This window comes from Rathayibacter sp. AY2B9, from assembly GCF_002931595.1.
Classification (GTDB): domain Bacteria; phylum Actinomycetota; class Actinomycetes; order Actinomycetales; family Microbacteriaceae; genus Rathayibacter.
This window is the reverse complement of record NZ_PSUB01000001.1, coordinates 452,092-466,214: the sequence shown is the minus strand read 5'-3', so window position 1 is coordinate 466,214 and position 14,123 is coordinate 452,092. Positions and strand designations below refer to the sequence as shown.

Sequence of the window (14,123 nt, the reverse complement as noted above, 5' to 3'; positions counted from 1 at the left end):
TCAGCCGTTCTCCTTCTGGATCTGGGTCCACTTCTCCTCGACGTCCGAGATCGAGCCGACGTTGAAGAACGCCTGCTCGGCCACGTGGTCGAACTCGCCCTTGGTGATCGCGTCGAACGACTCGATCGTGTCCTTCAGCGGGACGGTCGAGCCCTCGACACCCGTGAACTTCTTCGCCATGTAGGTGTTCTGCGAGAGGAACTGCTGGATCCGGCGCGCACGCGACACCGTGATCTTGTCCTCCTCCGACAGCTCGTCGACACCGAGGATCGCGATGATCTCCTGCAGCTCCTTGTTCTTCTGCAGGATCTGCTTCACGTTCGTCGCCACGCGGTAGTGGTCGGCGCCCAGGTACCGGGGGTCGAGGATGCGCGAGGTGGACGTGAGCGGGTCGACTGCCGGGTAGAGGCCCTTCGACGCGATCTCACGGGAGAGCTCGGTGGTCGCGTCGAGGTGGGCGAAGGTGGTCGCCGGCGCCGGGTCGGTGTAGTCGTCGGCGGGGACGTAGATCGCCTGCAGCGAGGTGATCGAGTGTCCGCGCGTCGAGGTGATGCGCTCCTGGAGCACACCCATCTCGTCGGCGAGGTTCGGCTGGTAGCCCACCGCGGAGGGCATGCGGCCCAGGAGGGTCGACACCTCCGAGCCGGCCTGCGTGAAGCGGAAGATGTTGTCGATGAAGAGCAGCACGTCCTGCTTCTGCACATCGCGGAAGTACTCCGCCATGGTCAGGGCCGACAGGGCGACGCGCAGACGCGTTCCCGGCGGCTCGTCCATCTGGCCGAAGACGAGAGCGGTCTTGTCGAAGACGCCCGCCTCCTCCATCTCGGCGATGAGGTCGTTGCCCTCACGGGTGCGCTCGCCGACGCCGGCGAACACGGACACTCCACCGTGGTCCTGCGCGACGCGCTGGATCATCTCCTGGATGAGGACGGTCTTGCCGACGCCCGCTCCGCCGAACAGGCCGATCTTGCCGCCCTGCACGTACGGAGTGAGCAGGTCGATGACCTTGATGCCGGTCTCGAACAGCTCGGTCTTGGACTCGAGCTGGTCGAACTGCGGGGGCTTGCGGTGGATGGGCCAGCGCTCGGTGATCTCGAACGACTCTCCGTTGATCTTCCCGTCGGCGTCGGCGTTGAGCACCTCGCCGATCACGTTGAAGACCTTGCCCTTGGTCACGTCGCCGACCGGGACCGAGATCGGCAGGCCGGTGTCGTGGACCTCCTGGCCGCGGACGAGTCCGTCGGTGGGGTTCAGGGAGATGGCCCGGACGAGGTCGTCGCCCAGGTGCTGCGCGACCTCGAAGGTCAGCTTGCTCGAGACGCCCTCGACCTCGACGTGCGTGTAGAGCGCGTTATAGACCTCGGGGATCGCGTCGTGGGGGAACTCGATGTCAACGACGGGGCCGGTGACGCGGGCGATGCGGCCGATGGCCCCGCCCGACGTCCCGGTCGCCGCCTCAGGTGCGGTCAGTGTCATTGCTACTTCCTTCTGTGGTCTCACCGCTCCCGGAGGGCGGAGTCGAAACTGTGTGGAGCGGAGCCCTCTTACTTGGAGGAGGACAGGGCGTCGGCGCCGCCGACGATCTCGGCGATCTGCTGCGTGATCTCGGTCTGGCGGGCGTTGTTGGCGAGACGGGTGTAGGTCTTGATCAGCGTGTCCGCGTTGTCGCTCGCCGACTTCATGGCCTTCTGGCGTGCCGCGTGCTCCGAGGCCGCCGACTGCAGCATCGCGTTGAAGATGCGGCTCTCGACGTACACGGGCAGGAGGCGGTCGAGGACCGTCTCGGGGTCGGGCTCGAACTCGTAGAGCGGGTACAGCTCGCTGTTCTGCTCCTCTGCGCCCTCGACGACCTCGAGCGGCAGCAGCCGGACGACGGTCGGCTGCTGGGTGACCATGCTGACGAAGCGGTTGTAGACGAGGTGGATCTCGTCCACGCCGCCCTCCTCGTCATCGAGGTTGTACGACTCGACGACCGCGTCCGCGATCTCCTTCGCCGTCTCGAACACGGGCTGGTCGGTGCCGCCCGTCCAGACGCGGACGCTGGCCCGCTTCCGGAACGAGAAGTACGCGTTCGCCTTGCGGCCGACCAGGTAGAAGACGACCTCCTTGCCCTCGCTGCGCAGCAGCGCGGCCAGCTCCTCGGCCTCCTTGAGCACGCTCGAGGAGAACGCGCCGGCGAGGCCGCGGTCGGAGGTGAAGATCACGATCGCGGCCGTGTCCAGCTTCTCGCGCTCGGTCGTGAGCGGGTGCTCCACGTTCGAGTAGGTCGCGACAGCGGACACGGCGCGCGTGATCGCGTTCGAGTACGGCGCCGCGGCAGCGACCCGGTTCTGCGCCTTCTGGATGCGCGAGGCCGAGATCAGCTCCATGGCCCGAGTGATCTTCTTGGTCGTCTGGGCCGAGCGGATCTTCGACCGGTAGACCCGGAGTTGCGCTCCCATGTGTCTCCTGTTGTCCTAAAAGTGGCGAATCGTCGGGGTGCCGCTGGTCAGCGACGGCCCTTGACGATCTTCTCCTGGCCGACCTCGTCGGCCGCGATGGCCTGGTGCTCCTCGCGCCCGACCGAGGCGAGCGGCTTGCCCTCACCGGTCTGGAACTCCAGCTTGAAGCCGTCGACGGCACGGTTGAGCTCGGCGACGGTGTCGTCGGAGAGCACGTTGGTGTCGCGGAGGGTGTTCAGCACCTGGGTGTTGCGGCCCAGGTAGTCCAGGAGCTCGCGCTCGAAGCGCAGCACGTCGGGGACCGGGACCTCGTCGAGCTTGCCGTTCGTTCCGGCCCAGATCGAGACGACCTGCTCCTCGACGGGGTACGGCGAGTACTGCGGCTGCTTGAGCAGCTCGGTGAGGCGGGCGCCGCGGGCGAGCTGACGGCGCGAGGCGGCGTCGAGGTCGGAGGCGAACATCGCGAAGGCCTCGAGCGAGCGGTACTGCGCCAGCTCGAGCTTCAGCGTGCCGGAGACCTTCTTGATCGACTTGACCTGCGCGTCGCCGCCGACCCGCGAGACCGAGATGCCCACGTCGACCGCGGGACGCTGGTTGGCGTTGAAGAGGTCGGACTGGAGGAAGATCTGGCCGTCGGTGATCGAGATCACGTTGGTCGGGATGTAGGCCGAGACGTCGTTCGCCTTGGTCTCGATGATCGGGAGACCGGTCATCGAGCCGGCGCCGAGCTCGTCGGACAGCTTCGCGCAGCGCTCCAGCAGACGGGAGTGCAGGTAGAAGACGTCACCCGGGTACGCCTCGCGTCCCGGCGGGCGGCGCAGGAGGAGCGACACGGCGCGGTAGGCCTCGGCCTGCTTCGACAGGTCGTCGAAGATGATCAGGACGTGCTTGCCGCCGTACATCCAGTGCTGGCCGATGGCCGAGCCGGTGTAGGGGGCGAGGTACTTGAAGCCGGCGGGGTCGGAGGCCGGGGACGCGACGATGGTCGTGTACTCCATCGCTCCGGCGTCCTCGAGCGCGCCCTTCACCGAGGCGATGGTCGAGCCCTTCTGGCCGATGGCGACGTAGATGCAGCGGACCTGCTTGTTCGTGTCGCCCGACTCCCAGTTGGCCTTCTGGTTGATGATCGTGTCGATCGCGATGGCCGTCTTGCCGGTCTGGCGGTCGCCGATGATGAGCTGGCGCTGGCCGCGGCCGACCGGGATCATCGCGTCGATAGCCTTGATGCCGGTCTGCAGCGGCTCGTGGACCGACTTGCGCGACATGACGCCGGGAGCCTGGAGCTCGAGGGCGCGGCGGCCCTCGGAGGCGATCTCGCCGAGTCCGTCGATCGGGTTGCCGAGCGGGTCGACGACGCGGCCGAGGTAGCCGTCGCCGACGGGGACCGAGAGGACCTCGCCGGTGCGGGTGACCTCCATGCCCTCCTCGATGCCGGAGAACTCGCCGAGGACGACGACGCCGATCTCGTTCTCGTCGAGGTTCTGGGCCAGGCCCAGGACGCCGTTGGAGAAGCGGATGAGCTCGTTGGCCATGACGCCGGGGAGGCCCTCGACGTGGGCGATGCCGTCGGCGGCGTCGATGACGTAGCCGACCTCGGTGGTGGAGGCCTTGCCCGGCTCGTACGACGAGACGAAGTCCTTCAGCGCGTCGCGGATCTCATCCGGGCTGATGGTGATATCTGCCATGGGAATTCCTATTCGTTGGGTCCGTGCGAGCCGAAGAGGTCGTCGGGGCCTGACCTGGATGGTGCGGGGGTCGAGGGCAGTGCCCTCTGAGGATACGTGCGCCCGTCAGGACGCGAGCTGGAGCTTCAGGTCGGACAGCCGTGCGGAGACGGTTCCGTCGATGACCTCGTCGCCGACGTGCAGGCGCATCCCGCCCAGGAGGGAGGGATCGACCACGACGTTGACGGAGACCGGTCGGCTGTACTGGCGCGTGAGCGCCGAGCGGAGCCGGTCGAGCTGCTCGGGGGCGATCGGTGCGGCGACCGAGACCGTGGCGAGGATGAACCCGCCCTGGTCGGCGACCACGCCTGCTGCGAAGCGGACGAGCTCCGGGATGCGGCGACCGCGCGGGTGCGCGATCAGCTGCCGGAGGATCGCCAGCGTCTCGGCCGCCGCCTTGCCCTCGAGGAGGCGCTGCACGAGCGCGACCTTCGAGTCGGCGGCGGCGAGCTTGCTGCCGAGCGCGAGCTCGAGCTGGGCGTCGGAGGCGACGACCTCGCCGAAGGAGTGGAGCTCCTTCTCGAGGTTGACGCCCTCCGGAGCGGAGGACGCGATCGCGCGGACCCCGACCTCCTCGACCCCGGCGACCATGTCGCTCGGGCTCGACCAGCGGTGGCCGACGATCACGGTGAGCAGGCGCTTGGCCGGCTCGCCGAAGGGACCGAACACCCGGGCGACGAGAGCCTGCTTGCTGCTCGAGTCGGCGCTCGGGTCGGCGAGGGCCGCGCGCAGCTGCGCCTGGCCGTCGATGACCCGTGCGGCCTCGAAGAGCTGCTGGGCCGTGTCGAGGGACGCCTGACCGGCGAGGGCGGAGAGCTCCGCCTTCGCCGATGCGAGTGCCTGCCTGGACGCGCTGCCCATCAGTTGTTCGCCTTCTCCGAGGCCTCGAGGTCGGCGAGGAAGCGGTCCACGATCGCGGACGCCTTCGCGTCGTCGTTGAGGCTCTCGCCGATCACGCCGGAGGCGAGGTCGATGGCGAGGGTTCCGACTTCGGAGCGGAGCGAGACCACGGCGGCCTGACGGTCCGCCTCGATCTGGGCGTGCGCGTTGTGGAGGATGCGCTCGGCCTCGACCTGCGCCTGCTCCTTCTTCGCCGCCACGATCGCGTTGCCGTCGGCGTTCGCCTTCTCACGGATCACTCCGGCCTCGGCGCGGGCCTCGGCCAGCTGGGCGGTGTACTTCTCGAGGGCGGCCTCGGCCTGTCGCTGGGCCTCGTCGGCCTTCGCGATGTTCCCCTCGATCGCGGCGGAGCGCGCGTCGAGCATCTTCTGCAGGCGCGGCAGGACCAGCCTCCAGAAGAAGAACAGCAGGATGAGGAAGATCACCCCCGACCAGAAGAAGTCGTAGAACTCCGGGATCAGAATGACCGCGGGGACGTCACCTTCTTCCGCAGCGATGTTCACAGCGGTGCTGAACACGACTACGCCGCGAAGATGAAGTAGGTGGCGAGGCCGATGAGCGCGAGCACCTCGGTGAACGCGATGCCGAGGAACATCGTGGTCTGGAGGCGGCCGGCCATCTCGGGCTGGCGCGCCATGGCCTCGACGGTCTTGCCCGCGACGATGCCGACACCGATGCCGGGGCCGATCGCTGCGAGGCCGTAACCGACCGTCGCGATGTTGCCGGTGAGTTCGGCGAGAACGGTGACTGAGTCCACGAGTGGGTCCTTTCAGTGGGGTGATCGTGAGAACGGGCGGGAGCCCGTGAGTAGTGGGGTCAGTGCTCCTCGGCGACGGCCAACTGGATGTAGACCGCAGCGAGGAGGGTGAAGATGTAGGCCTGCAGCACGGCGACGAGGAGCTCGAAGAGCGTGAACGCACCGCCGAAGGCGAAGGTCACGACGCCGAAGAGCTTGAAGCCCGGGTCGATCTGGGAGCTGAAGAGGAAGAACTGCGTGGCCGAGAAGCACAGCACCAGCAGGAGGTGGCCGACGATCATGTTCATCACGAGCCGCAGCGCGAGCGAGAGCGGACGGATGATGAACGTCTGCAGCAGCTCGATCGGCGTGAGGATGAAGTAGATCAGGAACGGCGCTCCGGGCGGGAACAGGGCGTTCTTGAAGAAGCCCATCCCCCGGTCCTTGATGCCGGCGTAGATGAACGTCACGTAGGCGACCAGGCCGAGGAAGAGCGGCATGCCCACCACGGAGGTCCCCGCGATGTTCAGGAACGGGACGATGCCGGTCAGGTTCATCGAGATGATCGCGAAGAAGATCGTCACGAGGATCGGGAGGAACCGGCGCGCGTCCCTCTCGCCGAGGATGTCCTTGGCGATGGTGACGCGGACGAAGTCGAACGCGAGCTCGACGACGTTCTGGAAGCGGCCGGGGACGAGGCGCAGCTTGCGCGTCCCGAGCCAGAAGAACAGCATCAGTGCGATGACCGCGATGAAGCGGACCAGCATGACGCGGTTGATCTCGAAAGGGGTTCCCTCGAAGAGGAAACCGGGCGGGAAGAACTCGGAGATCGACGGGGTGTGGAAGTCACTCTCACCGGTCGAGGACGAGACCAACAGGGTCACAGCGTTAGCAAACAGCGCTAGCTCCTGGAATTCGGGGCGTGGCACGTTGCAGCCGACCGAATCGAATCATTCGGACGCAACGCTCTCGCGACGACGAAAGGTGGGGTTTTCCGCTCGGACGGCGATCGTGCTCGACGACCGCCATCAACGATGAGACGATCTGAGGACACGTTCGCCTGCGGGATTCGTCCCTACTGTAGCAACAGAACGGCCTGAGAGCCGAATCGTGGTCCTCTCAGGAACCGTTCGGCTCGTCCTCATCGGGCGATGTCGCTGACGTTCGGCATGCGCGAGCGCGAGACGACCAGGACGTCGATCACCAGGGACCCCAGGACGGCGACGATGATCGTGACGAACATCGCGGTGCTGTTCAGCCACGGCTGATCGCGCAGGACCAGGGCGGCGATCACGAACAGCACGAACTTGGCGAGCCACGTGCCGAGGACGACGGCGAAGAACCCGCCGATGTCGAGGCGGTTGGCGACGAGGATGCTCGCGGCGGTGAGGAGCACCATCACGCCGCCGACGATCGCGCCGAGGAGGGCTCCGATCGCGCCCTCTCCCCCGGCGGCGATCCCGCCGACGACGGTGCCGAGAACGGCCAGGGCGAGCACGAAGAGGCCGCCCACGACCAGCGCGCGGCGCAGGACGGGGACGGACGCGGGCTGCGGACGGGGGGTGGCCGGGGAGGCTCCGGTCATGATGCTTCCTTCCGCGCCGTGGTCGGCGCTGTCGTGTCCCGGTCGATCGGGAGTCCGGCCGGCGGACGGAGCAGCTCCGTCGAGGACGCGCGGTCGAGGGGGTCGAGGACGGGTGAGGCCTCCGCGGACTGCGCCGCCGCCTCGAGCCGCTTGCGGCGGCTGAGCGGGGCGAGCGTGACGACGGTGCAGACCAGCAGACCGACTCCGAGGAAGACGAGCGGGACCCACAGCACGTCGACCACGAACATCAGCAGGCAGCTGACGGCGACGACGGCGGTCCACGCGTAGAAGATCAGCACGGCGTGCAGGTGGGAGTGCCCCATGTCGAGCAGGCGGTGGTGCAGGTGCTTCCGGTCGGCGCTGAACGGCGACTTTCCCGCGCGCAGGCGCCTGATCACGGCGAGGCCGAAGTCCATCAGCGGCACCACGAGGATCGCGAACGGCAGGATGATCGGGATGAACGCGGGCAGGAGCTCCTTCGCCGCGAGCTGGGCCGGGTCGATCTGGCCGGTGACCGCGATCGCGGAGGTGGCCATCAGCATCCCGATCAGCAGTGCGCCGCTGTCGCCCATGAACATCCGCGCCGGACGCCAGTTGATGGGGAGGAATCCGGCGCAGGCGCCGACGAGCAGGACCGCGATGAGCGAGGCCAGGTTGAAGTAGTCGGTGGGCGAGGTCTGCTGCACCAGCAGGTAGCTGTAGAGGAAGAAGACCCCGTTGGCGATCAGGGCGACGCCCGCCACGAGGCCGTCGAGGCCGTCGATGAAGTTGAGAGCGTTGGTGACCAGGACGATCGCGAGCACGGTGATGATCAGCGACATCCACGGCGAGCCGACGGTCAGGCCGCCGATCGGCAGGGAGACGATCTGCACGCCCTTCCAGGCGATCAGGCCCGCGGCGATCAGCTGACCGGCCAGCTTCGTGGTCCAGTCCAGGTCCCAGATGTCGTCGGCGACGCCGATGAGGACGATGAGCAGGCTCGCGCCGAGGATCGCGAGGATCGGCTCGGGATTGGCGAACACCAGCCGGAAGTAGGGCAGCTGGGAGGCGATGCCGAAGCCGACGAGGATCCCGAGGAACATCGCGATGCCGCCCAGGCGGGGGGTCGGCCGCGTGTGCATGTCCCTGACGCGGATCTTCGGGTAGAGCCGGTACTTCAGGCTCAGCTTCCAGATGACCCACGACAGCGCTCCGGTCACGAGCGCGACCGCGAGCGAGACGAGGGCGAAGGTGATCACCGGTTACTCACCCGGAGCGGAGTCGGTGCGGGCGGCGCCGGTGCCGGTGTTGGGCGTCGGCGCGTTCGTGCTCGACGAGCCCGTGTCCGGCGCATCGGCGGAATCGACGGGAGCGGAGTCGTCCTGCAGGCGGGCGCCGGAGGCCCAGTCGGGGCGCGCTGTCGGGGTCCGCTCGAAGGCGTACGGGTCGCTGCCGGTCGCGGTCTCGGCGGGCTCCTGCTGGTCCCCGGCCTGCGCCGCGCCGGCCGTGGAGGCGTCGGGCTCCGACGTCTCGGCGCGGGGCGCGTCCGGATCCGGCAGCAGGTCGCCGACGACCTCGCGGATCCGCTCGGCCGACACGACGCCCTGGCGCAGGATGCGCAGGGTGCCGCCCTCGAAGCTCAGCGCTGTCGCATCGACGATCGTCGAGGACTCGCTGGCGCCCGCGGGGCGGTCGCTGTAGCGCGATCCGGCGGCGCCGGCGTCGAGATAGACGTCGACGGAGTCGCCGAGCTGGTCGAACGCCTCCTGTGCGGTCGTGGCCGAGGGCTGCCCCGTGCGATTGGCGGAGGAGACCGCCAGCGGGCCGGTCTCGGCGAGGAGCTCGATCGTCACCGGGTTGTCCGGCATGCGCAGCGCCACGGTCCCGCGCGTCTCGCCCAGGTCCCAGACCAGTGAGGGCTGGGCGTGCAGGACGATGGTGAGCCCGCCGGGCCAGAATTCGCGCGCGAGGTCGCGCACCGCCTCCGGCACGTTCTCGGCGAGGGCGTCGAGGGCGGCCACGTCCCCGATCAGGACGGGCGGCGGCGACTGCCTCGTCCGTCCCTTCGCGTCGAGCAGGCGCTGGACCGCGGCGGCGTCGAACGCGTTGGCCGCGACGCCGTAGACGGTGTCGGTGGGGATCACCACGAGCTCGCCGCGGCCGATGGCCGTCCGCGCGAGACGGGTGCCGGTCAGGAGGTCCGTGTCGACGGAGCAGTCGTAGATGCGTGCCATAACGGGTCGATGATACCGGCGCGGTCCGTGTCCGGACCGGCTGCGGCGCGGCGGTGGCGTCAGCGCCGCCCGAGGCGGGGGCTCGGCGGCCGTCGCAGCGGCGCCCGACCCGCGCCGGCCGAGGCCGCCGGAGCGCTTCCGTGAGGCACTCGGCCCGGCGTGGCGGGCGCCTCCGCCGACAGGACGCCCACGAGCGCCACGGAGACGGCGAGCGTCGCGAGCGAGTGCTGATCGCCGAACCAGGTGGTGTTGTCGGCCATCCCGTGCAGGAACGTCCAGAGGACGGCGACGGCGAGCGCCCCGACGGCGACGGCCTCGTTCCGGGCGACCCGGAGGAGCAGGCGCACGACGGCGACGGTGGCGAGGAGGAGGAACGCGAGGACGGGGAGCGCGATCAGGAGCCCGCCGTTGGTCCACGCGGTGACGAGGAGGTTGTGAGGCGGGCGCGGCTCGCTGTGCTGGGTGAACTGCGACCCGCGCGCCAGCCACAGCTCCTGCCATCCGCCGTACCCCAGCCCCAGCAGCCAGTTGTCGGGGAACGCACTCGCAGCCAGGCGCAGGAAGTCGCCGCGGGCCCCGAGCGTGAGCAGGCCCGCCTCCGCCAGCTGAGGGAAGGACACGGCGACGGCGTACACGGCCGTGATCCCGGAGGGGATGGTGATCATCCAGGCGACCGGACCGAGGCTGCGTCCCTTGAGTCCGCGGATCGCGGCGACCAGCAGGGGCAGGACGATCGCGAGGACGATCGCGGTCTTGGACAGCGTGAAGAGGGCGCCGACCAGCCCGGCGACGGCGACGAGCAGGAGGAGCCTCCCCCGCTGCCGTCTCCAGACGGCGAAGGCCAGCGCGCCGGTCGTGGCCATGTACATCGAGGCGATGTTGCCGTTGAGGAAGAACCCTCCCGACTTCTCCTGCAGGACGTTGTTGAAGGACGTCGTGAAGATGTCCCGCACGTAGATGTCGGAGAACAGCACCGCGTCCGGCCACCGGAGGTAGGCGGTCTCCTGGACGGGATCGAGCTGGAAGAGGATCGTGAGCGTCACCTGGAGGAGGAACACGGGCGCCGCCCAGTTGAGGGCGCGGCCGACGACACGCCAGGCGCCGTCGCCGAGCCCGCGGACGGCCAGGTACGGAGTGAGGAAGGAGACGACGGAGACCACGTCGCGCAGCGCGGCCGCGCGTGCTCCGGAGTAGGTGAGCGCGAAGAGGGTGCCGGCGATCACGAGGAGGACCACGACCACGAACCGGTCGATCCGCCCGCCGGGCAGCCGCGCCACGGAGTACGGGAGGAAGAGCAGGCTCCAGGCGACCGGAGCGGTGACGGGCCCCAGGGTGTAGAGCTGCACGACGCTCAGCGCCAGGAGCACCGCGAGGAAGACGAGCACGATCCGCTCGTGCCGCCGCTGAGCGATATCCGCCGGCGCGCGCGACGGCCGCCCGCGGGTCTCCGGAGCGTCGGTGACGCGGGTCGCGGCGATGACGGAGGGACGAGAGGCGGTCGGGCGGCGGAGGAGGGCGTCGTCGGTGTGGCGGCCCATGTCAGAGCCGTTCCGCGGAGGTGCCGGTGGCGGCCTCCGTCTGGCGGAGCGGAGGAGCGGCGCGCCGATTCCGGGACGACGGGCCGACCTCTCGCGGCGGGAGGGTCGTCCGCGGGCGCCGGTCCGGAGCGGGAGGCGGATCGAGCAGCACGGGAGAGGCGGTGGCGTCGGCGGACGCGGGCGGGAGAGGGGATGCAGGTGGCATGTCGCGCCGACACTAATCGCGCGGCACGAGCCTCGACGGGCTTGGCGCGGAACGTCGATCCGCGTGCGCGCGGCGGCCCCGCGCCTCAGCCACGGGGGTCTGCCAGCAGCTCGTCCGCGCGGCGGGCGATGCCCGGCCAGCCGAAGTCCTCCGCTCGGCGCCGCGACGCCGCAGCGACCTCCGCGCGCCGCCGGGGATCGCGCAGCGAGGCGATGAGGGCGGGGAGCTCCGCGAGGACGGCGTCCGCGACCTCCTCCTCCGTGCCCGGCGGGACGAGGACGGATCCGTCGACCACTCCGTCGGAGGTGCGCAGGATCTCGGGGAGGCCTCCGCGCTCGACCGTCACGACGGGGATCCCCCGCGAGAGCGCCTCCACCACCACCATCCCGAACGGCTCGTCCCAGCGGCAGGGGTAGAGGAGGAGCGCCGAGGAGCCGAACAGCTCCAGCAGGTCCTCGTGCCGGAGGAACGGGAGCCGGCGCACGGCGCCGGGCAGGGTGGCGACCGCCTCGTCGAGCGCTCGGACGTACGGGGTGGGCGTCGCATCGTCCCCGAGGCCCGATGCGCCGGCGATGACCAGTCGCAGATCGGCGCCGTGCTCGGTCCGCATCCGCCTCACGATCTCGACGGCCTCGCGGGCTCCCTTCTCGGCCACCAGTCGCCCGGCGAAGACCGCCTCCGCAGTCCCGCCGAGCGGCGCCGGCGGGACCTCGGGCGGAGGGACGACCCCGTTGTACAGGACGGCTGTGGCGATCAGGCCGTACCGGTCGACCGCTCGGGCGCGCAGGAACTCGCTGCAGAAGATCCACTCGTCGACCGCGTCGAGGTAGCGCCGGGCCGCGGCGGGATCGGGCGGCAGGTGATCGAGCAGGTCGTTGTGCAGGTGCGCGACGATCCGCCCCCGGTAGCCCAGGCGGCGCAGGCGCACGGCGTAGCGGGGGCGGTTGTGGATCCAGACCGTCGGGACACGGCGCAGCGACGGAGCGAGCACCAGCAGCCAGAAGCGCCCGCCGAAGGACAGCCGGCGCAGCTCGGCGCCGGGGTCGCTGTCGCGTCGATGCGCCAGGAGGAGTGCCGCGCGCCGCTGGACAGCGTAGATCCGCCGGTACAGACGATGGGGCCTGACGTCCACGCCCGGTGACGCCGACGACCACGGCGCGTGCACGGCGATCCGGAGCGAGGACCGGGACACCGTCTCGCGGACCCAGGTCGCCACGGCTCCCCCGCTGCCGTCGAAGCGCTCCTCAGCGGCCAGCACCACGGCGACCTCGACCGGGGCGGCGGCGCCGGGCCGGAACCGGGCGGGCAGTCGTGACAGGACGAGCGATCGCGCCTCGGCGATGTCGCGCCCCGGCGCCAGGAGGGCGGTCGCTCCCAGCACGAGGCCCGCGAGCGCCAGCTCCACCGGGAGCAGCCGCAGGGGCGCGCCCTCGGGGAGGATGCGGAGCAGGAGCAGCACGATCGCCATCGGTGCGGCGAGCAGCGGCCCCGCCGCGCACGCGCGCAGGAACGCACCGAGGCGCACTCCGAGCACCACCCGCAGCACGGCGCAGGTGACGGCGAAGCCGAGAGCGCTCGAGAGCAGCAGCCCGCCGATCAAGCCGTCGAGTCCGAACAGCACTCCCCCGCCGACGATCATCGGGACCGTGATCGCGGTCTTCACGATGTTCACGACCAGCCCGAACCGCACCCGGTCCATCGCCATCAGGATGAAGCCGACCGGATTGCCGATCGCCCGCACCGCGCCCACCACCGTCAGTGCGCTCGTCATGCCCGCGATCCAGCCCCAGCCGGGTCCGTAGAACAGTCGCACGATCTCCTCGGAGCGCAGCGCCACCAGCATCAGCGGCGGGATGCTCGCCATGCTGAGCACCGCGGTGACGCGGAGGTGGTTCCGCGCGACGCGCTCACGGTCGTGCTGGATCGAGGAGAACACCGGGAACATCACCCGCGTCACGATCGGGTTGACCCTCGCGGGGAGGTTCACGGCGAGGTTGTATCCCAGGGTGTACCCGCCCAGCTGGGCCGGTCCGAGCAGGCGGCCGATCGCGAGCGAGCCGGCGTTCGAGCCCAGGTAGTTGACGATGCCGTCGAGGGTCTGGAAGACGCCGAAGGAGAGGAAGCGGGCGGTCTCGCGGATCCGGAACCGGAACCGCAGCCGGAACCAGCGGCGGGCCTGCACGAGGGCGAGCACGGAGCGCAGAGCCGCGGTCGCGACGAGCCCCCACGCGTAGGAGAGCGCCCCCGCGCCCGAGACCGCGAGGCAGACCGTCACGGCGAAGCCGCCGACGAGAGCGATCGTCTCGGACACGGCGACCGCTCGGAACCGGATCCCCTTCTCGAGCACCGCTCTCGGCACCTGCCCGGCTGCGCTGCCCACGAACACGAGCGAGGCGACGGTGAGGACCGGCGCCGCGGCGGCGGAACCGAGCAGGGAGGCGATCGGTGCGGCACCCAGGAGGACGGCGACGGTGACCAGGAGCCCGACGGAGAGGTTGAGCCAGAAGACCGACGAGAGCTCGAAGCTGGTCGCCCGCCGGCGCTGGATGATCGCCTGGGCGACCCCCATGCCGAGGAAGATGTCGACGAACGCGTTGAGCAGGGCGACGATCGCGATGATCCCCATCTCGGAGGGGTCCAGCAGTCTCGCCAGGAGCGCGAACTGCCCGAGCTGCACGACGAGCGCGACGGCGAACGAGACCGCCGTCCAGGCGGTCGCGTCGACGGTGCTCCGGCGCAGGCTCACCTCTCCCGCCCGGCGGAGGCCGGACGGAGGCCCGG

The 14,123-nt window shown here is 70.0% G+C and carries 12 protein-coding genes; all 12 read right to left on the bottom strand.

What is annotated here, in order from left to right; genetic code table 11:
• Window positions 1-1,476, bottom strand: a complete 1,476-nt coding sequence (gene atpD / locus C5C25_RS02205; RefSeq protein ID WP_104223025.1) for a F0F1 ATP synthase subunit beta — start codon at window positions 1,474-1,476, stop codon at window positions 1-3.
• Window positions 1,477-1,544: 68 nt separating this feature from the next.
• On the bottom strand, window positions 1,545-2,441 hold the full coding sequence (locus tag C5C25_RS02200) for a F0F1 ATP synthase subunit gamma (protein ID WP_104223024.1): 897 nt from the start codon (window positions 2,439-2,441) through the stop codon (window positions 1,545-1,547).
• A gap of 47 nt (window positions 2,442-2,488) precedes the next feature.
• Window positions 2,489-4,126, bottom strand: coding sequence for a F0F1 ATP synthase subunit alpha (atpA, locus tag C5C25_RS02195; RefSeq protein WP_104223023.1), 1,638 nt, complete (start codon window positions 4,124-4,126; stop codon window positions 2,489-2,491).
• Window positions 4,127-4,231: 105 nt separating this feature from the next.
• Complete coding sequence (locus C5C25_RS02190; protein WP_104232703.1) at window positions 4,232-5,026, bottom strand: F0F1 ATP synthase subunit delta; 795 nt, start codon at window positions 5,024-5,026, stop codon at window positions 4,232-4,234.
• Entirely contained in the window at window positions 5,026-5,583 is a 558-nt protein-coding gene (locus tag C5C25_RS02185) for a F0F1 ATP synthase subunit B (RefSeq protein WP_244229449.1), read from the bottom strand. The genes C5C25_RS02190 and C5C25_RS02185 overlap by 1 nt, the downstream gene beginning before the upstream one ends.
• Window positions 5,584-5,585: 2 nt before the next feature.
• Window positions 5,586-5,822, bottom strand: coding sequence for an ATP synthase F0 subunit C (locus tag C5C25_RS02180; RefSeq protein ID WP_055794702.1), 237 nt, complete (start codon window positions 5,820-5,822; stop codon window positions 5,586-5,588).
• A gap of 59 nt (window positions 5,823-5,881) precedes the next feature.
• Window positions 5,882-6,685 (bottom strand): F0F1 ATP synthase subunit A, encoded by an 804-nt coding sequence (atpB, locus tag C5C25_RS02175; RefSeq protein ID WP_104249585.1) that lies wholly within the window; start codon window positions 6,683-6,685, stop codon window positions 5,882-5,884.
• A gap of 257 nt (window positions 6,686-6,942) precedes the next feature.
• Window positions 6,943-7,386, bottom strand: coding sequence for a hypothetical protein (locus C5C25_RS02170; protein ID WP_104223021.1), 444 nt, complete (start codon window positions 7,384-7,386; stop codon window positions 6,943-6,945).
• Window positions 7,383-8,624: an MraY family glycosyltransferase gene (locus C5C25_RS02165; protein ID WP_181065442.1), complete on the bottom strand. Its 1,242-nt coding sequence runs from the start codon at window positions 8,622-8,624 to the stop codon at window positions 7,383-7,385. Before C5C25_RS02165 ends, C5C25_RS02170 begins: the two co-directional genes overlap by 4 nt.
• 3 nt (window positions 8,625-8,627) lie before the next feature.
• Window positions 8,628-9,599 (bottom strand): L-threonylcarbamoyladenylate synthase, encoded by a 972-nt coding sequence (locus C5C25_RS02160; protein WP_104249584.1) that lies wholly within the window; start codon window positions 9,597-9,599, stop codon window positions 8,628-8,630.
• Between the two features lie 59 nt (window positions 9,600-9,658).
• Window positions 9,659-11,137, bottom strand: a complete 1,479-nt coding sequence (locus C5C25_RS02155; protein WP_104249583.1) for an O-antigen ligase — start codon at window positions 11,135-11,137, stop codon at window positions 9,659-9,661.
• Between the two features lie 290 nt (window positions 11,138-11,427).
• Window positions 11,428-14,088 carry an MOP flippase family protein gene (locus tag C5C25_RS02150; RefSeq protein ID WP_104249582.1) on the bottom strand — a complete coding sequence of 887 codons (2,661 nt, stop codon included), beginning with the start codon at window positions 14,086-14,088 and terminating at the stop codon, window positions 11,428-11,430.
• Between the last annotated feature and the right edge of the window lie 35 nt (window positions 14,089-14,123).